Origin of the sequence: Actinomadura sp. NPDC048955 (genome assembly GCF_040649435.1) — a bacterium.
Taxonomy (GTDB): domain Bacteria; phylum Actinomycetota; class Actinomycetes; order Streptosporangiales; family Streptosporangiaceae; genus Spirillospora; species Spirillospora luteofluorescens.
This window is the reverse complement of sequence record NZ_JBEZJI010000004.1, coordinates 65,761-89,091: the sequence shown is the minus strand read 5'-3', so window position 1 is coordinate 89,091 and position 23,331 is coordinate 65,761. Positions and strand designations below refer to the sequence as shown.

Annotated in this window: 20 protein-coding genes; 4 read left to right on the top strand and 16 right to left on the bottom strand. The window is 73.8% G+C overall.

Annotation, left to right across the window (positions count from 1 at the left end; translation table 11 throughout):
- Window positions 1–19 precede the first annotated feature (19 nt).
- The 6 genes from AB0C84_RS05810 to AB0C84_RS05785 form a co-directional block, all read right to left on the bottom strand.
- The gene (locus tag AB0C84_RS05810; RefSeq protein ID WP_361061504.1) at window positions 20–2,686 is read right to left on the bottom strand and encodes a lanthionine synthetase LanC family protein; all 2,667 of its coding nucleotides are present in this window, start codon (window positions 2,684–2,686) and stop codon (window positions 20–22) included.
- Window positions 2,665–2,946, bottom strand: coding sequence for a hypothetical protein (locus tag AB0C84_RS05805; protein ID WP_361061502.1), 282 nt, complete (start codon window positions 2,944–2,946; stop codon window positions 2,665–2,667). Before AB0C84_RS05805 ends, AB0C84_RS05810 begins: the two co-directional genes overlap by 22 nt.
- Window positions 2,947–2,972: 26 nt before the next feature.
- Window positions 2,973–3,365, bottom strand: coding sequence for a hypothetical protein (locus AB0C84_RS05800; protein ID WP_258942511.1), 393 nt, complete (start codon window positions 3,363–3,365; stop codon window positions 2,973–2,975).
- Between the two features lie 17 nt (window positions 3,366–3,382).
- Window positions 3,383–5,014: a radical SAM protein gene (locus tag AB0C84_RS05795; RefSeq protein ID WP_361061500.1), complete on the bottom strand. Its 1,632-nt coding sequence runs from the start codon at window positions 5,012–5,014 to the stop codon at window positions 3,383–3,385.
- A gap of 375 nt (window positions 5,015–5,389) precedes the next feature.
- Window positions 5,390–5,731: a HEAT repeat domain-containing protein gene (locus AB0C84_RS05790; protein ID WP_361061498.1), complete on the bottom strand. Its 342-nt coding sequence runs from the start codon at window positions 5,729–5,731 to the stop codon at window positions 5,390–5,392.
- Window positions 5,732–5,811: 80 nt separating this feature from the next.
- Window positions 5,812–6,255, bottom strand: a complete 444-nt coding sequence (locus tag AB0C84_RS05785; protein ID WP_361061496.1) for a MarR family transcriptional regulator — start codon at window positions 6,253–6,255, stop codon at window positions 5,812–5,814.
- Window positions 6,256–6,306: 51 nt separating this feature from the next.
- Here AB0C84_RS05785 and AB0C84_RS05780 point away from each other — a divergent pair, with 51 nt between their 5' ends.
- From AB0C84_RS05780 to AB0C84_RS05765, 4 genes are all read left to right on the top strand, one after another.
- Complete coding sequence (locus AB0C84_RS05780) at window positions 6,307–7,452, top strand: substrate-binding domain-containing protein (RefSeq protein ID WP_361061494.1); 1,146 nt, start codon at window positions 6,307–6,309, stop codon at window positions 7,450–7,452.
- Between the two features lie 91 nt (window positions 7,453–7,543).
- On the top strand, window positions 7,544–8,950 hold the full coding sequence (locus AB0C84_RS05775; RefSeq protein WP_361061492.1) for an APC family permease: 1,407 nt from the start codon (window positions 7,544–7,546) through the stop codon (window positions 8,948–8,950).
- Entirely contained in the window at window positions 8,947–9,957 is a 1,011-nt protein-coding gene (locus AB0C84_RS05770; RefSeq protein WP_361061490.1) for an acetamidase/formamidase family protein, read from the top strand. Before AB0C84_RS05775 ends, AB0C84_RS05770 begins: the two co-directional genes overlap by 4 nt.
- Before the next feature lie 142 nt (window positions 9,958–10,099).
- Window positions 10,100–11,449 carry a hypothetical protein gene (locus tag AB0C84_RS05765; protein ID WP_361061488.1) on the top strand — a complete coding sequence of 450 codons (1,350 nt, stop codon included), beginning with the start codon at window positions 10,100–10,102 and terminating at the stop codon, window positions 11,447–11,449.
- 63 nt (window positions 11,450–11,512) lie between these two features.
- On the opposite strand, the gene dacB is transcribed toward AB0C84_RS05765, so the two are convergent.
- From dacB to AB0C84_RS05715, 10 genes are all read right to left on the bottom strand, one after another.
- Window positions 11,513–13,072, bottom strand: a complete 1,560-nt coding sequence (gene dacB / locus AB0C84_RS05760; RefSeq protein ID WP_361061486.1) for a D-alanyl-D-alanine carboxypeptidase/D-alanyl-D-alanine-endopeptidase — start codon at window positions 13,070–13,072, stop codon at window positions 11,513–11,515.
- A 55-nt stretch (window positions 13,073–13,127) separates the two neighbouring features.
- Window positions 13,128–13,787, bottom strand: a complete 660-nt coding sequence (locus tag AB0C84_RS05755; protein WP_361061485.1) for a spherulation-specific family 4 protein — start codon at window positions 13,785–13,787, stop codon at window positions 13,128–13,130.
- Window positions 13,788–13,825: 38 nt separating this feature from the next.
- Window positions 13,826–14,713, bottom strand: a complete 888-nt coding sequence (locus AB0C84_RS05750; RefSeq protein ID WP_361061483.1) for an NAD(P)-dependent oxidoreductase — start codon at window positions 14,711–14,713, stop codon at window positions 13,826–13,828.
- Window positions 14,710–15,444 carry a sugar phosphate nucleotidyltransferase gene (locus AB0C84_RS05745; protein WP_361061481.1) on the bottom strand — a complete coding sequence of 245 codons (735 nt, stop codon included), beginning with the start codon at window positions 15,442–15,444 and terminating at the stop codon, window positions 14,710–14,712. Before AB0C84_RS05745 ends, AB0C84_RS05750 begins: the two co-directional genes overlap by 4 nt.
- Before the next feature lie 15 nt (window positions 15,445–15,459).
- The gene (locus tag AB0C84_RS05740; protein WP_361061479.1) at window positions 15,460–16,455 is read right to left on the bottom strand and encodes a GDP-mannose 4,6-dehydratase; all 996 of its coding nucleotides are present in this window, start codon (window positions 16,453–16,455) and stop codon (window positions 15,460–15,462) included.
- A gap of 14 nt (window positions 16,456–16,469) precedes the next feature.
- A complete protein-coding gene (locus tag AB0C84_RS05735; RefSeq protein ID WP_361061477.1) occupies window positions 16,470–17,810 on the bottom strand; it encodes a hypothetical protein in 1,341 nt (446 codons plus the stop codon).
- A complete protein-coding gene (pelF, locus tag AB0C84_RS05730) occupies window positions 17,807–19,255 on the bottom strand; it encodes a GT4 family glycosyltransferase PelF (RefSeq protein WP_361061475.1) in 1,449 nt (482 codons plus the stop codon). The genes AB0C84_RS05735 and pelF overlap by 4 nt, the downstream gene beginning before the upstream one ends.
- 2 nt (window positions 19,256–19,257) lie before the next feature.
- Window positions 19,258–21,258 carry a hypothetical protein gene (locus tag AB0C84_RS05725; RefSeq protein WP_361061473.1) on the bottom strand — a complete coding sequence of 667 codons (2,001 nt, stop codon included), beginning with the start codon at window positions 21,256–21,258 and terminating at the stop codon, window positions 19,258–19,260.
- 214 nt (window positions 21,259–21,472) lie between these two features.
- Window positions 21,473–22,165 carry a response regulator transcription factor gene (locus AB0C84_RS05720; RefSeq protein WP_361061471.1) on the bottom strand — a complete coding sequence of 231 codons (693 nt, stop codon included), beginning with the start codon at window positions 22,163–22,165 and terminating at the stop codon, window positions 21,473–21,475.
- Window positions 22,166–22,261: 96 nt separating this feature from the next.
- Entirely contained in the window at window positions 22,262–23,305 is a 1,044-nt protein-coding gene (locus AB0C84_RS05715; protein WP_361061469.1) for a maleylacetate reductase, read from the bottom strand.
- Window positions 23,306–23,331: the final 26 nt, after the last annotated feature.

Here is a 23,331-nt window from a genome sequence, read left to right as displayed (position 1 = left end):
CTGGCCGGCCCCCGCGCCGTCAGGGGTGCGGGGGGCCGGCCGCCGGGGCCTCGCGCCGGAAGCCGTCGAGCGTCAGCTGCCCGGCGGCGGTGTCCGCGGAGGCGTGGCGCAGGGCCGTGACCAGGACGCCGCCGTAGCCGACCATGTAGTCGGGGGTGACGCAGCCGGTGGTGTCGCTCCGCCAGCGGACGCGGCCGTCCCCGGCGCGGGTCTCGAAGGCGTCCAGGAGCCGCATCGCCGCCGTCGCCTGGCGGTGGTACTCGCGGTCGCGCGTGTGCTGGTACATGTCGAGCAGGAAGTCGACGCTTCCGGCCAGCCCGTGGCAGTAGGACGGCCCGAGCCAGCGGGCGCCGCGCGCCACCATCGACGCGGCGGCCCGCGGCCACCAGAGGTCGTCCATGCGGCAGGCGCGGTTCATGTTGAGGAGGAACCGGCCCACGCCGGCGGCTCCGTGGCACCAGACGCCCGCCGACCCCTCGGCGGCGCTCGGCCATTCGCGGCCGTCGCCGTCCGGCAGGGCCGGACGTGCCCGTCCCGTCAGCCAGCGCACCGCCGCGGACGCCGTCCGGGCGAACCTCTCGTCGCCCGTGACGAGGAACAGGTCGAGGAGGCTGTCGGCGATCCCGGCGGCGCCGTGCGCGTACCCGCAGTGGGCCTTCCCGCCGAGTTCTCCGAAGCCTTCCGGTATGCGCCAGCACGCCGTCCCGGGCGCGGGCGACTCCGCGGCCGACACCAGGGCGCGCCCCGCCGCCTCCGCGTGGGCCAGGTGCCGCCGGTCCCCGGTCTCCTGGTGGACGAGGAGGTGGAAGCGGAGCATGCCCGCCCGCCCGTTCATCAGGTCGGGCGATCCGGTGGGCATCCCGGCGACCGCGTCGCTGATCCGGGCCGCGTCCTCGACCAGCGTGGCGTCGTCCAGCACCTGGCCCGCCCGGAGCAGCGCGGCGCCCACACCGGCTTCTCCGACGTACAGGCCGGGGACGACGGCGCCCGGGAAGGGCGCGGAGGTGCGAAGCCACTCGACGGCTCCCGACAGGACGTCGCGATGCCGCTGTGCGCCGAACCGGGCGACCGCCTCCGCGAGGGCGAGGACGCATCCCGCCGCGCCGATGTGGAGGAAGCGGTGCGGCAGCCCCAGCGCAGAGGGGTGTGTGCTGGTCCAGGTGAGGCCCGCGCCTGCGGGATGCGCGTCCTCGCACATCGCGTCCGCCAGGGCGTGCGCGGTCTCGAGCGCGTCGCGGCGGGGTTCCGGGGTGAACGGCTCGATGCGGGTAGGCGCGCAGCGGAGCAGGCGTCCGACCTCCGCCGGGGACGGACGTGAGCCGGGGTCCGCGCGCAGGCAGCGAAGGATGAGCGACTCCAGTGACTCCGACACCCGTGGATTGAGCAGCCGGACGGGCCGCTTCGGAAGGTCGTACGGCTCGGGGGCGTGGCTCGGATTGGCGCCGGTGGCCGCGTAGTACAGGAACGCGCCCAGCGAGTAGACGTCGTCCGACGGCTCCGGGGACCCGCCCTCGGCCGCACGGTGCGGGCACAGGTAGCCGCGCGTCCCGGCGGGCGGCGGCTCCGGGTCGCGCACGTCGTGGGCCAGTTCGAAGTCGATGAGGCGGAGGCGCCCGCTCCCGTCGGTCATCACGTTCGACGGCTTCAGGTCGCGGTAGACGATCCCCTCCTGGTGGAGGTGCTCCAGGAGGGCCAGCAGCCGCCGCCCGACGGACCGGATCTCCTTGTCGCCGTACAGCAGGCCAAGCCGCATCCGCCGGGAGAGCAGATCCTCCATGTTGCGCCCGCCCGCGTCCTCCATCACGAGGGCGCCGCCGGGACCGTCGACCAGCACCTCGTACAGGTCCGGGCAGACCCCTGTCCCCCGCAGCCTGCGGAGCATCGCCGCCTCGTGCGCCAGCCGTTCCGCCGCGCCCTCGCTCCGGCGGTCCACGCACTTGACGACGCACTGCCGCAGCCGTTCCAGGTCGACCGCCGCGTGCACCGAGGCCCGCGGCGTCCAGTGCAGCCGCGCGACCACGTGGTAGCGGCGGGCGAGCGCGCGTTCCAGCGCGGTGTCGTCCCGCTCGGCGGCACCGGACGCCTCGAACGGATCGAGCGTCACCGGGGCGTGCCTGCGCCGGTCGTCGACCACCAGCCGGCCCCGGCCGTCGTACAGCCCCGGCACCACGTGGCCCGGTTCCAGTTGCAGGGGGATGAGCTTGAACGCCCCGTACCGGTAGTGGACGGCGCTGTCGCGCCGCAGCGGGTAGTCGGCGGGGATGCGCGGACCGGCCCGGCCGGGCGTCGCCCGGTCGAGTTCCCGGGCGAGCCGCACCGCCTCGGCCGTGTCGTCGGGATACACCGTCAGCCACTTGCCGACCTGGGTGAGGCCCAGCTCGCCGCGGTTCATCCGGTCGAGCTCGGCGGCGGTCCCGACCAGCTTGAAGTCGGCCCTGCCCGCCGCCAGGACCGGGAGCACCGCGCGCAGCGCCTCCTCCGCGCCGCCCGCGTGCGCCGACACGTGGATCTTCCACCCCTGGACGGGGCGGTCCGCCGGCCCGCGCCGGGTCGCGCGGACCCACACCCCGTTCTCCTCGACGTCCCAGACCGCGCCGGGCAGGCCCGCCCGCAGCAGCCCGGGGACGCCGGCCCCGGCGTGCTCCCCCTCCACCCTGGACCGGATCACGTGGTGAACGGCACGCATCCGCAGATGGTGACGATGCACGAGATCCCGTCGCAGGTGAAGGCGCAGTCCGACTCGGGCGCCCGCCCCGACCAGCCGAACGGCCCCTCGCCGAGCCGCAGCTCCCGCGTCAGGTCCTCGATGATCGGTTCCACGACGCCCGCGTCCCCGAGCAGCCGGCCCGGGTCCCGGCGCAGCGCGTCGGCGTACTCCGGCTCGCCCACGGCGCGGGCCAGCACCCGCCGCACCCGCTCGCGCGTCTCGTCCAGGTTCTCGCTCATGGCGCGCCTCCTCCCCGTTCCCGCCGTCAGGCCGCGCCGGGCCCGCGGCGCTCGATCATCTTCCGCATGCTCCGCGCCTCGATCTCCTGCTGGACGTTCTCGACCTCGGCGGCGACGGCCACCGAGACCACCACGGAGACCGCGACGTCCACGCCGACGTGGACGTAGGTCTCGGCGACCTGCCCGACGCCCTCGCGGGCCCCCGGGACCTCGCGCGGGACGAGCTCGGACAGGCGCCGCCCCGCGATCTCGGCCCGCTCGGCGTCGGAGACCCGCACGCCGAGGCCGGCGAGCGTGCCCGCCGGGTCGTGTTCGAGGCGGTCCCGCATCTCGGGCCGGGTGATCAGGTCGTCGAGGGCGCGCGCGAAGGTCTCGGCGTCGATGCCGATGCCCTCGCCGATCGGGAATGGGGTCGTCATGGTCGTCTCCGCTCTCGCTAGCGCATGAGTGAGTCCGGCCCCCAGTCGGAGCCGGCGGGCACGGGATCGTCGTCCGTGCCGATGAAGTGGCGTCGCGGGATCCCGACGTGCACGGGCCCGGTGCGCTCCGCGGCAGGGGCCGGGGCCGTGGCCTCGGGCGGCAGGTCGGACGCGCGCAGCGGCTTGGGCGCCCGGGCGACCTCGCGCAGGCCGCGCAGGCCGGTGCCCGGCCGCCGCAGGACCGTCCGCGGGTAGAAGTCGTGGATCGCCTGGGGGAACGCGAACTCGATCATGCGGCGGCCGGGGGTGCGGATCAGCGCCACGGCCTTGAGCTGCTCGACCAGGTCGCCGATCTCCCAGATCTCCTCGGGGGTGAGCCGGACGCCGGACCGGAACAGGTAGAGGTCACGGAAGAAGCCGAACTCGTCGTACATGGTCTCGTTCACCACGCCCCGGGCGCGGTCGGCCTGCCACAGCCTCGATCCGGGGATCTGGCAGTACCACTGGAGCAGGATCCGGACGCCGTACAGGGCGTGCAGGCGGACGGCGAACCGGATGGTCTTCTCGACCTCGGCCTTGGTCTCCCAGGGCAGGCCGAGGATGAAGGAGAAGTCGGCCCGGTCGCTGATGCCGAACTCCTGGAGCCGGCGCGCGGCCCGTTCGAGGATGTCGCAGGTCGTGCCCTTGCCGACGAGCTTCAGCCCCTCGTCGTACCCGCATTCGGCGCCGATCAGGAACTGGCAGGTGAACGGCGCGATGGCGGGCACGTACGGCTCGTACAGCAGGTCGGTCGCGCGCGAGTCGTACACCAGCAGGGGGCTCAGCCCGCGGCGGGCGATGGCCTCGGCGATGGCGGTGGCCCGGCGGGGGTTCATCGAGAACTCGTCGTCGATGATGTGGACGGTCCGGTAGAGCGTGCGGTCGAGGTGCGGCAGCACCGCCTCCAGGCGGTCGACGAACGCCTCGGGCCGCAGGCCGCGCCAGGTGCGCCGGTAGGAGGTGCTGCAGAAGGAGCAGTCGAAGGCGCAGCCCCGCGACGACTCGATCGCCAGCCCCTTGTAGACGCCGGCCGGGACCTCCGCGTAGTCGGGGACGGGGAACTCCGCCAGCCGCTCCGCCTCCATCTTGGGCGCCAGGGCGGTCCGCCTGATCGTTCCGTCGGCCTCCCGCCGGCTGAGATTCGGGACGCCGTCGAGACCGGTCCCCTCGGAAATGGCGGCGCACAGCGCGGGCAGACCCGTTTCCGCCTCGCCGCGGATCACGTAGTCCACCGGGAAGGCGCCGAGAATGTACTCGTCGAACATGGTCGGATGGATCCCGCCGAGGACGATCGGCACGTCCGGCCGGTCCCGCCGGATTTCCTGGATCACCACGCGCGCGGTCGGCCACGACATCGACGTGGCGCCGATTCCGACGAGCTCGCAGTTCTCCAGATCGGCCGCCCAGGCCGTGAGCCGGTGGTCCGCCGCGGCGATCAGGTCGGCCAGCACCACCTCGTGGCCCGCCGCGCGCAGCACCGAGGCCAGCAGGTAGATCCCGTAGGGCGGGCACTCCCGCACGGCGTCCATCGCGATGGACCGCAGTTCCCCGGTCCGCCGGCCGCCGCCGCGGTAATCCATGATCGGTGGTTCGACGAGCAGAACCTTCACGGCCTTCTCCCGTCCGGGAAAGGACGGACGGGGGAATGCGGGCCGCGCGATCAATGGCGCACCGCCGCCGCTCCCCCGTACCCCTTTCCTCGCATCCCCGTTAACGCATCGATGGTCGACCTGCCCGAAATTCCAGGTCAAGAGATGATAAAGTGATCAATGCCCGAAAAGGTCGTTTGCGCCGCCGCCGAAAGAGGCCCGCGACCGCGCCAGAGATCGTTTCATCGGCGCACCCGCGGGCTCGGAATGTCCTCCTGCGAACCGGGCCGCGAACGACACGAGATTGTTCACCGGGCCGGAAACGGCGAGCAGGGCGTCCGCGAAAGAGGCCTCGCGGCGAAGTCCGAAACCCGGCGGCTCGCGCCCGTCCCGGCGCTAGGAGATCCAGCCGCTGGCCTGCGCCTGTTCGAGGACGTCCTCGGCCGCGCGGGTGTCGAGCATCTCCAGGCCGCGGACCGCCCAGAACCGCAGCGGCTCGTCAGGGCTCTCCAGCTGGTCGCGGAACACCTCCAGGGCCTCCGGCGACCGGGCCTCGGCGATCAGTTCGAGCAGCCAGCAGCGCAGGCCGGGGTCGTCGCGCTCCGCCGCGAACTCGGCGATCAGCTCGCAGACGTAGGCGTCGGCGTGCTCGCGCAGGAAGTCGAAGGCGTCCTCCCGGACCCGCGGCTCCCTCGTCCGCATGAGCTGCATGGCCTGATCGAAACGCCGCCGCGACATGCGCCGACCCTACGGCCGAACCCCGACAAAGCGCATCCGGCCAACGGATCGCGCCGGCGGATCCGCCTCCGCCCGCAGGGTCAGCGGACGCCCTTCCAGAGGTCGGACAGGAGGGCGGACAGGTTCTCGATCGTGTCGCCGTGCCGTTCGGCGAGGGCCTGCTCGTGCGCGCGGGCCAGCGCCTCCAGCCGCTCCAGCTTGGCGCGGCCCAGGTCGGAGACGTGCACCGACACCCGGCGGCGGTCGCGGCTGGAGTGGGACCGGTAGAGGTAGGCGGAGTCGGCCAGGGCGTCCACGAGCCGGGTCAGGGTGGGATGCGGGATCTCGACGATGAGCGCCAGTTCGCCCATCGAGACGTCGTCGGCCTCGGCGAGGGCGCGCAGCACCCGCCACTGCTCGACCGTCGCGCCCTCCTCCTCCAGGCGGGCGCCGAGATCGCGGGCCAGGGCCCGCTGCGTGCGGGTGAGCAGGTCGACGAGTTCGGTCCGCGCCCCGCGCGCCGCCGCTCCGTGCCGCTCGACCACCCGGTGCCTCCCTCGCCAGCCGCCCGTGGGGAGAGCATACTTGGCCTGGTCATGAGGGGTTCGGCGGTCATGCGCGCGGTGGTGCGGGACAGCACGGGGTTGCTGGTCACCGGGCCGGACCCGGCGGTGCTGCGGCTCGGGCTGCTGCTGCCGCTGTCGGGACCGCTCGGCCTCACCGGCCCGTCGGGGATGAGCGCCGCGTGCCTGGCCGCGACCGAGGTCAACGCCTCCGGCGGCGCGGCCGGACGGGCCGTCGAGCTGGTGCCGGTGGACGCCGGGCGGGCGCCGGGCACGGTGGCGGGCGAGGCCCGGTTCCTCGCCGACGCCGGGCTCGTCCAGGCGTTCGTCGGGTTCCACACGAGCGACGTGCACCGGGGGCTGGAGGCGGCGCTCGCCGGGCGGGCGCCGTACGTGTTCACGCCGCCGCACGAGGGCGGGCCGCGGCGGCAGGGCGTGGTGCTGCTCGGCGACTCGCCGGAGCGGCAGCTCGGCTCCGCACTGCGCTGGCTCAGCGCGCGGCTGAGGCTGCGGCGGTGGGCGCTGGTCGGCAGCGACTACATCTGGCCGAGGGCGGTGCACCGGGCGGCGGAGCGGCTGGTCCGGTCGGCGGGCGGCGAGGTGGTGCTGGACCGGCTCGTCCCCTTCCCGTGGGCGGCCGGGGACGACCCGGAGGCGCGCTTCGAGGAGGTCGTGCACGCGCTGGCGCGGACGGGCGCGGAGGCGATCCTGCTCAGCCTGGTCGGCCGGGACCTCGCCGTGTTCAACCGGGTGTTCGCCGGCTCGCGGCTGTCCGCCGGCATGGTCCGGCTGTCGGGGGCGCTGGAGGAGAACGTCCTGCTCGCCGCCGGTGGGGACGACACCGGGGAGCTGTACTCGGCGATGCGGTCGTTCGCGGGGCAGGGGGACGACCGGCAGCTCGCGCTGGCCGAGCGGTACCGGACGGTGTTCGGCGAGGCCGCGCCCGTCCTCGACGCCTACGCGGAGGGCTGCTACGACGGCGTCCACCTGCTGGCGGCGCTGGCCGCCGCGGGCATGCTGACCGCGCGGCACGGGCGGGCCGCGTCGGCGCGGCTGCTGGCGGGCGCCGACCCCGTCGCGCGGCGCGCCTGGTCGGCCGCGCCGCTCGGCCCGCCGCGCCCGGAGGGGTACCTGGCCAGGGCGGACGGCCTGGACCTCACCGTCGTCACCCGCCTCTGAGATCTGTGCGGATCAAATCTTTTCATTTGAAAAGATTGCCTCTAGGGTTCGCTGAGCGGGAACGACCCGCGTCCTCGGCTGAGGAGGAAGCATGGCCGTCGACCCAACGCCGCCGGAGGGCATCGAGCGCTACGGGTACACCCAGGAGCTGCGGCGCTCCCTCACGTTCCGGGACCTGGTGGTCTACGGGCTCATCTTCATGGTGCCGATCGCGCCGTTCGGCATCTTCGGCAGCGTCTTCCAGGGCTCGGGCGGCATGGTCGCGCTCGCCTACGCCGTCGGGATGCTGGCCATGCTGTTCACCGCCGGCTCGTACGCGCAGATGTCGCGCGCGTTCCCGATGGCCGGATCGGTCTACACCTACGCCGGGCGGGGCATCGCGGCACCGGTCGGGTTCCTGTCCGGCTGGATGATCCTGCTCGACTACGTGCTGGTCCCGGCCCTGCTGTACCTGATCGCCAGCGTGGCGATGAACTCGCTGGTGCCGGACGTCCCGGTGTGGCTCTGGCTGATCGCGTTCGTCGTGCTCAACACGGTCGTCAACTTCTTCGGCATCGAGATGACCGCCCGGATCAACCGGATCATGCTGGTCGCCGAGCTGGTCATCCTGGCGATCTTCCTGGTGGTGGGGCTGGTGGCGCTCGCCCAGGGCAAGGGCCACGGCGGGGGGAGCCTCAGCCCGATCTACAACGGCGGGACGTTCTCGTGGGGGCTGGTGTTCGGCGCGGTGTCGATCGCGGTCCTCAGCTTCCTCGGCTTCGACGGCATCTCCACGCTGGCGGAGGAGAACCGCGAGTCGGCCCGCGCCATCGGACGGTCCATGGTGGCCGCGCTGCTGCTGGTCGGCGTGCTCTTCATCGTCCAGACGTGGGTGGCGTCGCTGCTGGTCGCCGACCCCGACAAGCTGATCAAGGACGGCGACGCGGACGGCACCGCGTTCTACGACGCCGCGCGGGTCGCGGGGGGCGCGTGGCTGGCCAAGCTGACCGCGCTGGCCACCGCGATCGCGTGGGGCTTCGCCAACTCCCTGGTCGCGCAGGCCGCGACGTCCCGGCTGCTGTACGCCATGGCGCGGGACCGGCAGCTGCCGGGGTTCCTCGCCAGGGTGCACCCCCGGCGGCAGGTCCCGGTCAACGCGACGCTGCTCGTCGCGGCCGTGTCGCTGGGCCTCGGCCTCTACATGGAGCAGCGCGAGGACGGCATCACCCTGCTCAGCTCGCTCGTCAACTTCGGCGCCATGACGGCCTTCCTGGTGCTGCACGTCTCGGTCGTCGTCCACTACGTCGTCCGGTCCGGCAGCCGGGACTGGTGGCGCCACCTGATCGCACCGGCGATCGGCTTCGGCATCCTCGGCTACGTGGTGGTCAACGCGAAGGTCGCCGCGCAGGAGCTGGGCTTCCTGTGGCTCGGCCTCGGGGTCGTGCTGCTCGTCGGGCTGCTGGTCACCCACCGCCGTCCGGCCCTGGCCGGCATCGCAGAGGAGGAGGACGAGAAGTGACGTTCGACGTGGTCCCGATGAGGGACACCGAGCCCGGCTTCGCGTTCGGCGGCCGGGAGGCGGCGCTCACCGTCGCGCCCGGCACCGTCGTGGAGCTGACGACCGAGGACTGCTTCGGCGGCGCGGTCCGGGGGGTGGACGACCTGCCGAGCCGGGTGTGCGCCTTCCCCTACCTCAACCCCGTCACCGGCCCCATCGCCGTGGCGGGCGCCGAGCCGGGCGACGCGGTAGCGGTGCACTTCGCCGACATCCGCCCCGCCCGCGACTGGGCGGTCTCGTCCACGTTCCCGCACTTCGGGGCGCTGACGGCGACGCACGCCACGGCGATGCTGCACCCGGCCCTGCCGGAGCGGGTGTGGATGTACGACGTGGACACCGCCCGCGGGATCTGCCGCTTCCGGGCCCGCGAGAGCGACCTGGAGATCGAGCTGCCGCTCGACCCCATGCACGGCACCGTCGGCGTGGCCCCCGCCGCCAACGAGGTGATCATGAGCATCACCCCGGGCGCGCACGGCGGCAACATGGACACCCCGGAGATGCGCGCGGGCACCACCGCGTACTTCCCGGTCAACGTGCCGGGCGGCCTGATCTCGATCGGCGACGGCCACTGCCGGCAGGGCGAGGGCGAGGTCTGCGGCACCGCCGTGGAGGCGGCGATGGACACCGTCGTGGTCGTGGACCTGATCAAGGGGGCCGCACCGGCCTGGCCGCGCCTGGAGGACGACCTCCACCTGATGTCGACCGGCTCGGCCCGCCCGCTGGAGGACGCGTTCCGGATCAGCCAGCACGACCTCGTCACCTGGACGTCCGCGCTGCTCGGCCTGGACGAGCTGGACGCCTACCAGCTGGTCAGCCAGGCCGCGCTCGCCCCGGCGGGCAACGTCGTCGACACCAACTACACGATGCTCGCGAAGATGCCCAAGACCGCTCTGCCCGGCGTCTCCGCATACGACGGCGTCCACGCGCGCCTGCGCGACACAGCCGGAAGGTACCTCTCCCAGCGCTGACGACGTCGGGGCTCAGCCTCCCACCGTCCTCACCCTCCGTGTTCATATAATTCCGATGCGTTGCGACGTTCGGGGGCGGAGCGCGGCCGCGCGCTCCGCGGGAGGGGTGTGCGTCTTGAGGACGAGCTGGAGAGTGGCGGGCGTGGCCGTCGGGACGGCCGCCGCCGCGGTCGTGTCCGCGGGGTGGTCGGTCGGGGCCGCGGGAGGCGGCCGGTGGAAGCTGGTCGCGCAGGAGGAGTTCGACCGGCCGCTGCGCGTCGACGGGGCGCCGTGGCGGCTGGACCCGCAGGGGCCGCGCAGCCCGTGGGCGGTCGACGCGTTCGACGACGACGGGGCGGTCTGGAAGAAGATCAGCGGGCCGCTGTTCGAGCGCCAGATGAAGACCCTCAACGTGTTCCGCAAGCGCGTCGCCTTCGGGCGGCACGGGTGGCTGACGGCGGAGGTCGCCGCCGTCGACAAGGACCGCGACGGGCGTCCCGACTCCCGGCCGGGGCTGTCGGCCGTGACGCTGCCGGGCGGCCACCGCGTCGCGCGGATCTCCGAGCCGAGCTGGGACGCGGGCGTCCTGATCCGGCCGACCAGGGCGCTGCCCCGGTACTACCGGGTGGAGATGACGCTGCGCGGCATCCAGTTCGGCGGCAAGCGGGGCGGCACGTTCGACTACGGCGGCAGGCACAACGGCTACACCAGGGAGCCGTGCAAGACCCGCTACCCGTGGACGTTCCAGGGCGCGCTGCCGGGCAGGTCACGCTGCCAGTACCCGGACGTGACGCGGGAGAACGGGTTCTACTACCTGACGATCCTCGACCACGCGAACCCGGCGCCGCACGGCAACCCCGGCATCCACTTCCGCCGCAAGGTCATCATGGACGGCTACTACAGCGACGACGCCCGCTGGAAGGACGCCGCGACCTGCGACCCGAAGACCCGCAGGATGTACCGGACGTTCGACGGCACCTTCAACGGGATCAACGCCCTGTTCCCGCGCGGCGACCTGTTCCGCGAGACCGCCAACAACAACATCAGCAACGAGTACTACGCCAAGACCGCGTGCGGGGAGGCGTCCATGGACCGGCACTACGGGCCGGGCGGCCGGTTCGAGGGGCACCTGACCAGCGCCGAGCTGAGGCCGGAGCTGATGCCGAAGGCCTCCTACCGGTTCGCCATCGAGCGCGACCGGACCGGGTACACGCTGGAGATGAGCGGCCCGTTCCTGCACACCGGGCAGACCACGCTGCGCGTCCACCACGACTTCGTGGAGAACGGGCGCCCGATCTGGCACTACAACCAGACGCCGGGCGAGTACGACGGCCGCTTCGACCGCAGCCTCGTCCACAAGGGGCCCGCCGGGACGTACACGACCGAGCACATCTGGCCCAAGGGCTCGGCCTACCCCGACTCCTTCATCATCGGCGACCCGCACCTGAACTACTACGAGGGCGAGGCGTACGTCGACGACGTCCGCCTCTACGTCCCGCGGAACCAGGGGTGACCCGCACCGGCGGGGCGCGTCCGGCCGCGGCGCGCCCCGCCGGTGGTCGGCCGGGTCCGGCGATCAGCAGCGGCCGATCCAGGAGCACTCCAGCTGCGGGGCGTTCCCGGAGGCGCGGAACGTCCGGACCGCGGCGGGGTCTCCCCCGGCCAGCCGGATCGCGATCCTGTCCTCGATGTCCTTGGGCGCCGCGCCCTGGTAGCCGTTCAGGACGACCGAGAAGACGAGCCGCCGCCCGGACGCGTCGGTGACGTAGCCGGACAGAGCGGAGGCGCCGGTCAGCGTCCCGGTCTTGGCGTGCACGTTGCCCGCGGCCGGGGTGTTCTGCATCCGCGACCGCAGGGTGCCGCCGTCGAGGCGGTCCGGGTCGCCGGCGACCGGCAGCGCGCGGTACCAGGTGCCGAACCAGGGCGCGCCCTGCGCCTTCCTCAGAATGGTGCTGATGTCCTGCGCGGTCGTGCGGTTCTCGCGCGACAGGCCGGATCCGTCGGCCATCTTCAACCGTGCGGTGGGAACGCCCTGGCCGCGGGTGTACTTCTCGACGACGGGGAGTCCCGCCGTCCAGCTCCCCTTGCCCACCTTCTCCCGGCCGATCGCCTTGACCAGGGTCTCGGCGACCATGTTGTTGCTGAGCTTGAGGAACGGCACCATCAGCCGCGACAGCGGCATCGAGGAGCGGGCGGCGAGCACGGCCGAGCGCTTCGGGGTCCTGCCGCGCTCGGTGGCGCCCTTCACCTCGACGCCGTGCTTCCGGAGCGCGCTCCGGAAGACGTCGGCCGCGTACAGGCTGGGGTTCTCGACCGTGCGCAGGGTCGTGTAGGCGGCCGCGCCCGCCGGGTAGGAGCCGCTGACCACGATGGTGCCGGCGCCCTCGGCCCGGTTCACCGCCAGCGTGGACGGCGTCCCCGGAGCGCCCGTGACCGCCCTGTTGTCGATCTTGACGGCGCGGGTCGCCGGGGCGAGCCCGACCGCGACCGGGGCGCCCTCGGCGGCGCCCGGCCTCACCGACACCTCCACCGAGCCGGCGTCGAAGTCGTCGTTCGGCGCGACGGTCAGCGCGGACGTCTGCGCGGCGTAGTAGTACTGGAGGTCGGTGGGGTCCCAGTGCGAGGGCGTGCGGACGGCGTCGAACCAGGTGTCGTCGGCGACGAGGCCGCCCTCGACGCGCCGGACGCCCCGCGCCGCCACCTGGGCGGCGAGCCGGTCGTAGTCGGCGGCCCGCGTCGTCGGGTCGCCGGTCCCCTTGAGGTAGAGGTCGCCCTTGACCGTCGTCCCGGACACCGCCCGGGCGTACACGCCGGTGCGGAACCGGTACCCGGGGCCCAGCAGCGACAGAGCCGCGCCCGACGTGTAGAGCTTCATGTTCGAGGCGGGCATCACCGACGCCGTCGCGCCGCGCGAGTAGCGGACGGCGCCCGTCCGGGCGTCGCGCACCACCCCGCCTACGGTGGCGCCCTTGAGCCGGCCGTCGGCGAGGATGGCGTCGAGGTCCTTGCCCAGATCTCCCTCTGCGGCCGTGCCCGCCTTGGCGGTGGCGAGAGCGGCGGGGTGCATGGCGGGAGCGGCGAGCAGGGACGTCCCGGCGACCAGGACGGACGTGATTCGCACCAGTGGTCCACGCATGGGGTGTGAGCGTAGGGCACAGGCCGGACCATCGCAGAGAAACGACACGGCCACATCAGCCCCCCGCGTAGACCAGGGAAAGCTCCCTGGAGAAGTACTCCGGCAGGCCGTCCCACGGGTTCGCTCCCGTCCGGTCGGTGATGTACACGACGCCCGCGTTGCAGCGCCGGGCACGTGCGAGCGCGCGCGGGAGAACCGGCCGCGGCGCCGCGTAGACCAGGTGGCAGAACCGGTCGGCCGGAAGCCGCGTCGCCCACGCGGGCGCGCGGACGTGCCGGTACGCCGACCAGGGGCCCTCGAAGGTGACGAGCAGGTCGGCGAGCCGCGCGTACGCCTCGTCGGGGTACACGCCGTGGTTGAGGACGACATGCCGGGCGCCCCGGGCCCGGACCCCCGCGACGATGCGCCGGTACCGCAGCACGTGCTCGGGCATCGCCGACACCTGGTCGAGGAACACCGCCCGGACGCCGTACCAGAGGCGGTAGCGGCGCACCTCCTCCTCGATCTCCGCGGGCGGGCGGTGCCCGTACGCGGTGTCCACGTACCCGGCGAGCCGCACCCCGGCGGCGGACGTCCGGTGCGCGACGTCCGCGAACCCGCTGTCCCGGACCGTGCCCGCGCCGCTGTCGACGTTGAGCACGACGGCGCCGAGACGAGGGTCGGCGAGGTCCGTCCAGTAGCCGGCACCGGGATGGAAGTACGCCGGCACTGCCACCGACGAAGCAAGGTCCACTCCACCCGGTTCGCCGCCGCTCATTTTTGTTCCGCCCACAGGTCCCGCAGCGACGTCGTCAGGTCGGTGACGGGAGTCCAGCCGAGCGCCCGGCCGGCGGCGCGGATGTCGGCGCGCTGCCACGCCACGCCCGCCGACCGGTCCGAACCCGCGGCGGCCTCCAGCACCCGGCTCCGCGCCCCGGCGACGCGCAGCAGCTGCGCCGCGAGGTCCCGCAGCGGCGTGGCCCGCCCGCTGCCGACGTTCAGCACGGCGGGCAGCCCCGCGGGGGCGAGGACGGCGGCGACCACCGCGTCGGCGACGTCGCGCACGTCCACGAGGTCGCGGCTCGCGTCGAGAGGCCCCACCCGCACGTCCTCTCCGGTGCCCGCCGCGCGGCGCAGCTCGGTGGCGAGCCGGCCGGCCAGCGTGGTGCCGGGGGCGCCGGGCCCGACGGGGTTGAACACCCGCAGGACGACGGCGTCGAGCCCGGTCGCGGCGCGGACGAGTTCCGTCCCGGCCAGCTTCGTGACCCCGTACGGGCCGAGAGGGCGCGGCGGCGCGAGCTCCGAGACGGGCGTGCCCTGCTCGACGTGCCCGTACTCGGCGGCCGAGCCGAGGTGCACGAGCCGGACGCCCTCCGGCGCCGCCGCCACCCCCGCGAGGAGGTTCGCTACGGCGACGACGTTGCTCCGGACGAGGTCCGCCGGGGAGCCGTGCGCGGCACCGGCGCAGTTGACGACCGCGTCCGGTGCGGCGCGACGGACGGCCGCCGCCACGTCGCCGGGGCCGGCGGTCAGGTCCAGCGGCAGGCCGCCGAGCCCTGGGGACCGTCCGGCCGCGACGACGTCGAGTCCGGCGGCGGCCGCCCGCGCCCGGACGTGCCGGCCGACGAACCCCGTCGCGCCGACCAGCAGGATCCGGCTCATGACGGCCGGGAGGCCGGGACGCGGCCCTCCAGCAGTTGCGGGCGCAGCGCGGGGAACTCGGCGTTGGCCCGGTCGTAGTCGGCGGGCCGGCCGATGTCGAGCCAGTACCCGTCGAACCGGTACTCGCGCGGATGGCGCCCGGCCGCCAGCAGGTCGAGGACGAGCTCGTCGAAACCGAGCGGGAACCCCGGCTCGTACCCGGCGAGCGCGGCGGCCGACACCCCGTACACGCCCATGCTGACCTGGTAGTCGAGCGTGGGCTTCTCGGCGAACTCGACGACCCGTCCGTCGACGGTGGTGAGGACGCCGAAGTCGATGTCGACCTTGCGCGCGTAGGTGGCGACGGTCAGCAGGGGCCGGGTCGCCCGGTGCTCGTCCAGCAGCCCGGCGAAGTCGAGGTCGGTGAGGACGTCGCCGTTGGTCACCAGGAACTCGTCGGGGAGCCGGTCCCGCATGGTCAGCAGCGGTCCGATGGTGCCGAGCGGCGCCTCCTCGGAGGCGTAGTCGACGCGCAGCCCCCAGCGGCTCCCGTCACCGACGTAGGAGCGGATCAGGTGCCCGAGATGCCCGATGGCCAGCGTCACGGCGGTGAACCCCTGCCGGGACAGCTGGTGCAGCAGGATCTCCAGGATGGAGTACTCGTCGCCTATGGGGACGAGCGGCTTCGGAAGGGTCGTCGTGTACGGGCGCAGCCGCACTCCCTTGCCGCCCGCGAGGATGACGGCGTGCATGATGACGGTGCCTCACTAGATGGTGTAGGTGGACGTTCGGTAGCGCGCCAGGTTGGCGGGGTCGAGGAACCATTCGACGGTCTGTTTGAGGCCCTCTTCGAGGGTGTGCCGGTGCCGCCAGCCGGTGACGCGGCGCAGCCGGCCGCTGTCGCAGACGAGCCGCATCACCTCCGACGCGGCCGGGCGCTCGCGGTCGGCGGCGCACCGGAACTCGGGGTCGGCGCCCATCAGGCCGGCGATGGTGCGGGCGAGCCGCCCCATGGAGATCTCCACGCCGGTGCCGGAGTTGAACGTGCCGCCGACGACGTCCCCGGCGGGCGCCGTGCCGAGCGCGACGAACGCCTCGGCGGTGTCGCGGACGAAGGTGAAGTCGCGGGTCGGTTCGAGCGCCCCGACCTCGACGGCCCCGGTCCCGGCGGCGATCTGGGCGACGACGGTGGGGATGAACGCGCGGGCGGACTGCCGGGGCCCGAAGGTGTTGAACGGGCGCAGCGTCACGGCGGGCAGGCCGAACGAGGCGTGGTAGCTCTCCACCAGCTTGTCCGCCGCGATCTTCGTGGCCGCGTACGGGGACTGCGCCTGGAGGGGGTGCGCCTCGTCGATGGGCACGCGCCGCGCCGTCCCGTACGTCTCGCTGGTGGAGGTGTGCACGAGCCGCGGCGTCTCCTCGTCCCGCACGGCCTCAAGGACGTTCAGGGTCCCGGTGACGTTGGTGTCGACGTAGGAGCGGGGCGCCCGGTAGGAGTACGGGATCGCGATCAGCGCGGCCAGGTGGTAGACGGCCTCCGCGCCCCGGACGAGGCCGCGCACCGACGCCGGGTCCCGGACGTCGCCCGGCACCACGTCCACCTGCTCCAGCACGCCGGGCGGGACGTCGTCGAGCCAGCCCCAGGACGCGAACGAGTTGTACTGCACCATGGCCCGGACGCGGTGCCCGCGCTCCACGAGCGCTTCGACCAGGTGGGAGCCGATGAACCCGTCGGCTCCCGTCACGGCGACCGTGTTCTGCATCGGTTGTCTGCCCTTCATCGATGGGAGGTCGCGCGGGCCAGGACGCGGCCCGCGTGGATCGTGAGGAGGACGAGCAGCCCGCACGAGGCGGCGAGCTGGACCGTGGCCGGGGCCGCGTCCGGCAGGGCGAGGGTCGCCGCGGCCTCGGCGGCCAGGGCGCAGGCGTATCCGGCGAGGGCGGCGCCGACGCGGCCGCAGGCCTGCAGGACGAGGGCCAGGAAGAACGCGCAGCCCAGCGCGGCGAAACCGCCGAGCGTGACGGCCGTGACGGCCGTGGCGGGCAGGCGGGCGACCACCGCGGCGACGGCGATGATCGCCAGCAGCGCCGCCAGGTACTGGACGAGCGCGCGGGCCAGGGCGCCGCGGGCGGCGCGGGTGAACGCGGCCATGCCGGTGTGCGAGCGCAGGAGGTGGTAGACGCGCCGGCGGTAGGCGTACAGGACCCATTCGGCGCAGCCCATCGACAGTGAGAGCGACAGCACCGCCACCGTCGTGGTCCCCGACGGGACGGGACGGCCCGCCAGCGCGCACAGCAGCGTGTAGGTCAGCAGCCCGCCGGTCAGCACCCCGAAGAGGGCGAACGGCAGCGCCGCCCTGAGGTTCGCCCGGGTGACCCTGGGACGTCCGGCGCCGCGCGTGCGGAGGAGCGCGAGCACGACCGTGGCCGCGAGCGACACCGCCCACGCGCCCCAGACGGCGGCGGGCCGTCCCTCCCCGGCGAGGTGGAGCGTCCCCCCGGCGACGCCGGGCAGCAGCGCCGGGAGCAGCCACGCCTCGGCGCCGTCGACCTGCACGGCCGTGGCCGACAGCAGGTAGACCGACAGCCCGGCGGACAGCGCGGTGGCCATCGTGCCCGCTCCCACGAGGACGCCCGTGCCCACCGTGGCCGGGACGACGACCAGCGTCCCGCCCGCGAGCCCGTACCGCAGGACGCCCGACGCCGCGGCCCGGTCCATGAGCCCCAGCCGGACGTACCCGAGGTAGGCCGTGCCCTGGCTGAACGCCCAGGAGAGCAGCAGCGAGAAGACCAGGAGGACGCCCGCGCCCGTCCCGTCCAGCACCTGCGCTCCGGAGACGTAGCAGAGCCCGGGGAGGCCGAACAGCACGCCGCGCAGCAGGTGCCGCAGAGGCTCGGGCCGCCACGGCGCCTCGGTCCTCTCGGGCGGCGGCGGGCGGCGCGGCGTCCGGGCGTACAGGTCCTCCGCCAGCGCGAACACGTCCGGATGGCCGTAGTCCTTGGCCGCCTCGTCGTTGATGCCCTCCGCCTCCAGCCCGGCCGTGACCTCCAGCGCGTCGACGGCGCCCGCGCACAGGTCGGCCATGCGCTCGCGCAGGTCCTCCACCGAGGCGCTCACGCCGGCCTCGCCTCGGCCGCCGGGCGGTGCGCGCCGCCGGGCGCGCGGAGCCCCGCGTAGATCTCCCGGAACGCGTCGATCGCGCGGTCGACGGTGAACAGTTCGAGCGCCCGCTCCCGCGCGGCCCGGCCGAGGCGCCGCCGCGCCATCTCGTCCCCGAGCAGCCGCAGGCACGCGTCCGCCATCTGGCGGGGCGCGCGCGGCGGGACGACCAGGCCGGTGTCGGCGACCGCCTCGCGCACCCCGCCGACGTCGGTCGCGACGGTCGCGCGGCCGCAGGTCATCGCCTCGATCAGCGTGTAGGGGAAGCCTTCGGAGATGCTCGACAGGACGACCACCGTGCCCGCCGCGTAGGCGTCGCGGATGTCGTCGACCCGCCCCTCGAACGTCGCCTGCCCGGTGATGCCGAGGTCGGCGACGAGCTCCTCGCAGCGGGCCCGGTACCGCTCCCCGCCGGACGGGGTGCCGCCGAACATCCGCAGCCGCGCCTCCGGCAGTTCCTCCCGGACCAGCGCGAACGCCCGGATCAGCGTCTCCAGGTCCTTGATCGGGTCGACGCGCCCCGCCCAGCTGAGGGTGGGGCCGGCGGGTTCGGCGCCGGCCGCCGGGAAGCTCGCCGGGTCCACGCCGTTGTAGACCGTCTCCATGTTCGCGGGGTCGGCGCCGCACCTCACCTCCCACCGCTGGTTGTAGAGGTTGGCGGGGGTGAGCAGGTCGGCCGAGCGGTAGCCCGCGGCGCACAGCAGGCGCATGAAGCCGAGCACCGCCGCCTTCACCGGATGGGAGAACGGCGACCGCCGCATCCCGATATAGCGTTCCCGCAGGTAGATGCCGTGTTCGGTGAGGCACAGCGGGGTCCCGTAGGTCCATTTCGCGGCGAGGCCGGGCAGCACGGGGATGCCGTTGGACACCGCGTGCGTCACGTCGGCGCGCGGCGGCGGGACCGTCAGCGGGCGCAGCAGGTGCTCCAGCAGGTCGATCGCCGTGAGCGCGTCGTGGACGGTGGGCCGGACGCCGATCCGGTCGAACTCGTCCGCGCGGGCCGTCCAGGCGTCCATGAGCCAGCGGACGGGCCCCTCGGCGCGCATCGCCGCACCGAGGTCGCTCGTCCGCCCGAACTCGAACAGGCCGCGCAGGATGTGGGGGAACACGTCCGCGTCCCGGGAGGGGGCGAGGACCGCCTCGATGAAGGAGCGGAAGAGCCGCTCGAACCGGCGGGCCGCGCCGCGGGACGGGGGCCGCCCTCCGGACGGCCCCCACATCGGCACGGACTCGGCGGTCACATGAGCGGGAAGGTCCCAGACCACCGGTTCCGAGCCGGTGGTCGTGAGCGCCCGGACATGGAAGGCATGCTCCGGCATGCCCTGGACGAGCTGGTCGCACCAGACGCTCACGCCACCGTAGTTGTGCGGATACGTTCCCTCCGTCACCAGGGTGATCTCCAACGTCAGGCTCCGGGCGGGGTGAGGGTGACGTCCCCGGTCCGGTAGTCCGAGCGCTCGCCCGCGTAGGCCCGGCCGAACGGCGCCCCGCCCTCCCGGGTGCCCTCCGGCATGGTGACCGGCACGTCGAGGCCGCCGGGCGCCCTGACCGTGACCTTGCCGTCCTGCAGGTGGGCGGTGACGTCGGCGCCGCTCTTGAGCGCGGCGCGCCACGCGTCCTGGCGGAGCAGTTCGGCGCCCGCCGCCGACATCGGGACGTTCGTCACCGGGGTGTCGTCGGCGAACACCGCGCGGTAGTCGGCGAGGACCCGGTCGAGCAGCGTGTAGAGGATGCGGCCCTCGGTGAGGTTCGACTGGTGCGCGTAGTGCGGGCGCGGGTCGTTGCCCAGGATGTGCGACAGCGTGATCCGCGTGTCGGTCGGGACGATGTGCGAGGTGAACCCGGTGGCGGGGTCGAGCGGCGTGATGCACGTCGTCGTGTCGGGATGGTCCTCGCACAGGCCGCTGCCGCCGTCGGCGCGGCGCGTGTAGATGTAGTTGTACTCGTCGACCTCCTCGGCTTCCGTCGCGACGTTGAAGAAGACGCTGAGCGGATGGCGCGGGACCGTCCGCACGCTCCCGAGCTCCCGCTGCCCGCTCTCGCGGGAGGCGTCGCCCGCCGTCCACCTGACGCCGGCACCGGCCAGCGCGGGCGCCAGGTTTGGGTTGTCGTCGGGCTGCTGCGGCAGGATCCGCAGCCCCGAGTGCTCGCCGGTGACCAGCTCGTCGGTGTCGAGTGAGATGCCGTGGGCGGTCGCCCAGTCGATGTTCTTGGTGACCTCCTTCTTGATGTCGTCGGCGCCGACGTAGAGGGTCTCGCCGGTCGCCGGGTCCTTCACGCACGTCCACGGCCGGATGCGCAGGTCCTGTTGGCAGCCGAGGAAGGCGTGGCCGAAGGTGTGGTTCACCCAGCGGAACTTTCCGCGGGCCGCGACGAAGGCGTCGGCGAGGGGGTCGCCGCCCTTCTCGCGTATCTCGTCGTCGCTGCCGTCGCCGTTGAACGCCAGGTCGAGGGCGAACCCTCGCTGCGTCTGCCACTGGTCGGCGAACGCGACGTCCTCGGGCTTCATGCGGATCTCTTCGGTGAACGTCGGGCCCTGGCAGTCCTCTCCGGGCGTGCAGTCGTCCTCGGTGCTCCACCGCGAGTCCGGCAGGAACACGTCGTCGACGTGGACGCCGAAGTAGTTGCGGCTGTAGCCGAGGTGCACGCCCTTGGTCAGCCAGGTGACGATGCCGTGGCCGATCGTCCGGAACTGCCACTGGTCGCTGTTGGCGCTGAAGGTGAGGACCAGCTCGCTGCGCCCGTCGTGGTTGTAGACGCCGCCGAGCGTGCCCGTCTTTCCCTGGACGGTCCCGGTGAGGAACGTCTGGAACGACGTCCCGGCCGCGGGGTCGTCCGGCAGGGGCGTCGCCAGGAAGCCGTAGCTCTCGCCGACGTCGGCGGCGTTGTCGTCGAACCGCACGGGGCCGCGCAGGTAGCGGAACGCGTCGCCGCGCCCGGCGTCGGTGACCTCGGCCGTGGTCCCGTCCAGGTTGCCGGAGTAGCCCGGCGTGTTCATCCCGACCGTGGAGGACGGGTACACGTAGGAGTCGAGCTGGCGGATCCCGAACCGCTTCTCGTAGTCGGCGAGAACGGTCATCTCGGCGGTGTTGGAGAAAGGCGCCGCGTTGGGCAGCACGACCGCCTGGTACTTGGCGCGCGGCGCACCGTCGACGGTGTCGGACAGGAACGCCTCGTCGATCACCGGCCGGCCGGAGTCGCGCAGATCGACGGTCGTGTGGGGGACGCCCTCGGCCTTCAGCTGGTCCGCGACGGCCGACACCGAGGCGCCGCCGTCGGTGACGACGAGCACCCGCAGGTCGACGCGGGGGCCCGCGGCGGAGGCCGGGGGCTGCGGGCCGAGGGCCAGGGCGGCCGCTGCCAGCGCCCCGAGGACGCTGAGAGCGGGACGGCGGAGGACGCTCACCGGGCCTCCCGGAGCGCGCGACGACGGCGACTGAATTTCAACACCGTTCACATCCCGAATAGAAAAGGCAATTGGCTCTTTCGAACCGGACGACCAGAGCATGCGGGACCGCAACGGGCAAGTAAAGGCGGGAGGGGTCCCATCTTGGACCGGGACCGGTCCTAGGACTCCGCGGGGCCTGCGGATATCGGTTTACCGCGGCCCGTGATCGGCCTTAGGGGATGTCCGCACCGCCGCCGGCGGGCGCCGGGCGCAATTCCCGCCAGCGGGCGATGGCGTGCTCGCGGCCCGCCGCGCCCAGCCGCCTGTAGATCTGGTGCGCGTGGTTCTTCACGGTCTTCTCGGCGATGACCAGGCGCCGCGCGATCTGCCGGTTGGTCAGCCCGGCGGCGATCAGGTCCAGGATCTCGGCCTCCCGGGCCGTCAGCCCGGAGCCCTGCCGGTCCGGCGGGAGCCGCCGCGTCCCGTCGTGCAGCCAGCGCACGAGCGCGGTCACCGCCGGCGGGGACAGCGACGACTCCCCGCGCCCGGCCGCGAGCAGCACGTCCGCGAGGTCCGCCGGTTCGAAGTGGCCGTAGGTCAGGCAGCCGTGCGCCCCGGCGGCGAGGACCTGCACGAGGACGTGCGGGTCCTGCGTCGCGGTCACCACGACGATCCGGACGGCGGCCGCGGCGCGGGCCAGCCGCCCGACGGCGCCCGGGTGCGGCGGCGAGGCGTCCAGCAGCACCACGTCGGGCGCGAGGTCGCGGACGGCGGCCGGGGCGCGGTCGGCGGGCGCGCCGGCCGCGACGGCCACGTGCGGCACCGGGTCCAGCAGCGCCGCGAACCCGATCCGGGAGACAGGATTGTCACTGACAATCAGAACCCGAACCGATTTCGATTCGGGCTCCGGACCGGAAGTGGACATACGCCAAGAATAGAGGATGCCATTGACCCGTCCCTTGACCGCAGGAGGACAGCGGCTCGCATTCGAACATTGCGAGAAATATTCGCCACCGGCCGCTCACCACATCGCGTCGAGCAGTTCCACGACCGCGTCGGCGTCCGGGGGCCGGGGGTTGGGATAGGGGTCGGCGGCCACCCGCGCGGCCATCTCGGGGAGCCGTTCGCGGGGGACGCCGAGGGCCGACAGGCGGGTCGGGCCCCGGTGCGCCCGGGCCAGCGCGGCGACGACCGCGACCGGGTCCGGCCCGGCCACCCGGGCCAGCCGGGCGGAGGCGGCGGGCGCCGACGGCAGGTTGAACGCCATGACGTGCGCCAGCAGCATCGTGTGCAGTTCGGCGTGCGGGAGGCCGAACGCGCCGCCGAGGACGTGCGCGAGCTGGTGGTGCAGCCCCATCCGCGTCTGCGCCAGGCAGGTCCCGGCCAGCCACGCGGCGGACTGGAGGCGCGCGCGCCCCTGCTGCCCGGTCGGGTCGTCCAGCACCTCGGGCAGCGCGCCGAGGATGCCGGCGGCGGCCTCGGTCGCCAGGGCGTCCGTGACCATCGTGGCGTCCGGCGCCCACAGGGCCTCGACGGCATGGGCGAGCGCGTTCATCGCGCTGGTGCGGGTCAGCCCGGACGGCATGCCCAGCGTGAGCAGGGGGTCATAGACGACCGTCCCGGGTGCCAGCGTCGCGGCGCGGCGCGTGGTCTTCACGCCGTCCTCGGTCTCCCCCAGCACGGGCGTCATCTCCGAGCCGGCGTAGGTGGTCGGCACCGCGACCTGCGGCATCCCCGTCCGCGCCGACACCGCCTTGGCCAAGCCGATCGCGGATCCGCCACCGACCGCGACGACGCAGTCCGCGCCCGCGGCCGCCTCCAGGGCCCGCGCCGTCACGGCGACGGGGGTGTGCGGCGCCGGACGGTCGAAGCGCGCCGCGAGCCGGGCCCCGAGCGCCCCGGCGATCCGGTCGGCGGGTCCGGCGGCGGACGGCGCCGCGACCAGCAGCACCCTCCCCGCCCCGATCCGCGCGACCTCGCCGGCGACGAGATCGCTCGCTCCCGGCCCGATCAGGACGCGGGACGGGAGCGTCTCGTGGACGACGACCTCGTCCGCACTGCTCATGTCGACCGGCCCGGCAAAAAGATCAT

What these genes read in the sequence shown, in the direction of transcription:
- AB0C84_RS05805 (WP_361061502.1), bottom strand. Translation starts at nt 2,946, where the DNA reads ATGAGCGAGAACCTGGACGAGACGCGCGAGCGGGTGCGGCGGGTGCTG.
- AB0C84_RS05800 (WP_258942511.1), bottom strand. Translation starts at nt 3,365, where the DNA reads ATGACGACCCCATTCCCGATCGGCGAGGGCATCGGCATCGACGCCGAG.
- AB0C84_RS05745 (WP_361061481.1), bottom strand. Translation starts at nt 15,444, where the DNA reads ATGCACGCCGTCATCCTCGCGGGCGGCAAGGGAGTGCGGCTGCGCCCG.
- AB0C84_RS05715 (WP_361061469.1), bottom strand. Translation starts at nt 23,305, where the DNA reads ATGAGCAGTGCGGACGAGGTCGTCGTCCACGAGACGCTCCCGTCCCGC.
- AB0C84_RS05790 (WP_361061498.1), bottom strand. Translation starts at nt 5,731, where the DNA reads ATGTCGCGGCGGCGTTTCGATCAGGCCATGCAGCTCATGCGGACGAGG.
- AB0C84_RS05720 (WP_361061471.1), bottom strand. Translation starts at nt 22,165, where the DNA reads ATGTCCACTTCCGGTCCGGAGCCCGAATCGAAATCGGTTCGGGTTCTG.
- AB0C84_RS05775 (WP_361061492.1), top strand. Translation starts at nt 7,544, where the DNA reads ATGGCCGTCGACCCAACGCCGCCGGAGGGCATCGAGCGCTACGGGTAC.
- AB0C84_RS05740 (WP_361061479.1), bottom strand. Translation starts at nt 16,455, where the DNA reads ATGCAGAACACGGTCGCCGTGACGGGAGCCGACGGGTTCATCGGCTCC.
- dacB (WP_361061486.1), bottom strand. Translation starts at nt 13,072, where the DNA reads ATGCGTGGACCACTGGTGCGAATCACGTCCGTCCTGGTCGCCGGGACG.
- AB0C84_RS05780 (WP_361061494.1), top strand. Translation starts at nt 6,307, where the DNA reads ATGAGGGGTTCGGCGGTCATGCGCGCGGTGGTGCGGGACAGCACGGGG.
- AB0C84_RS05750 (WP_361061483.1), bottom strand. Translation starts at nt 14,713, where the DNA reads ATGAGCCGGATCCTGCTGGTCGGCGCGACGGGGTTCGTCGGCCGGCAC.
- AB0C84_RS05810 (WP_361061504.1), bottom strand. Translation starts at nt 2,686, where the DNA reads ATGCGTGCCGTTCACCACGTGATCCGGTCCAGGGTGGAGGGGGAGCAC.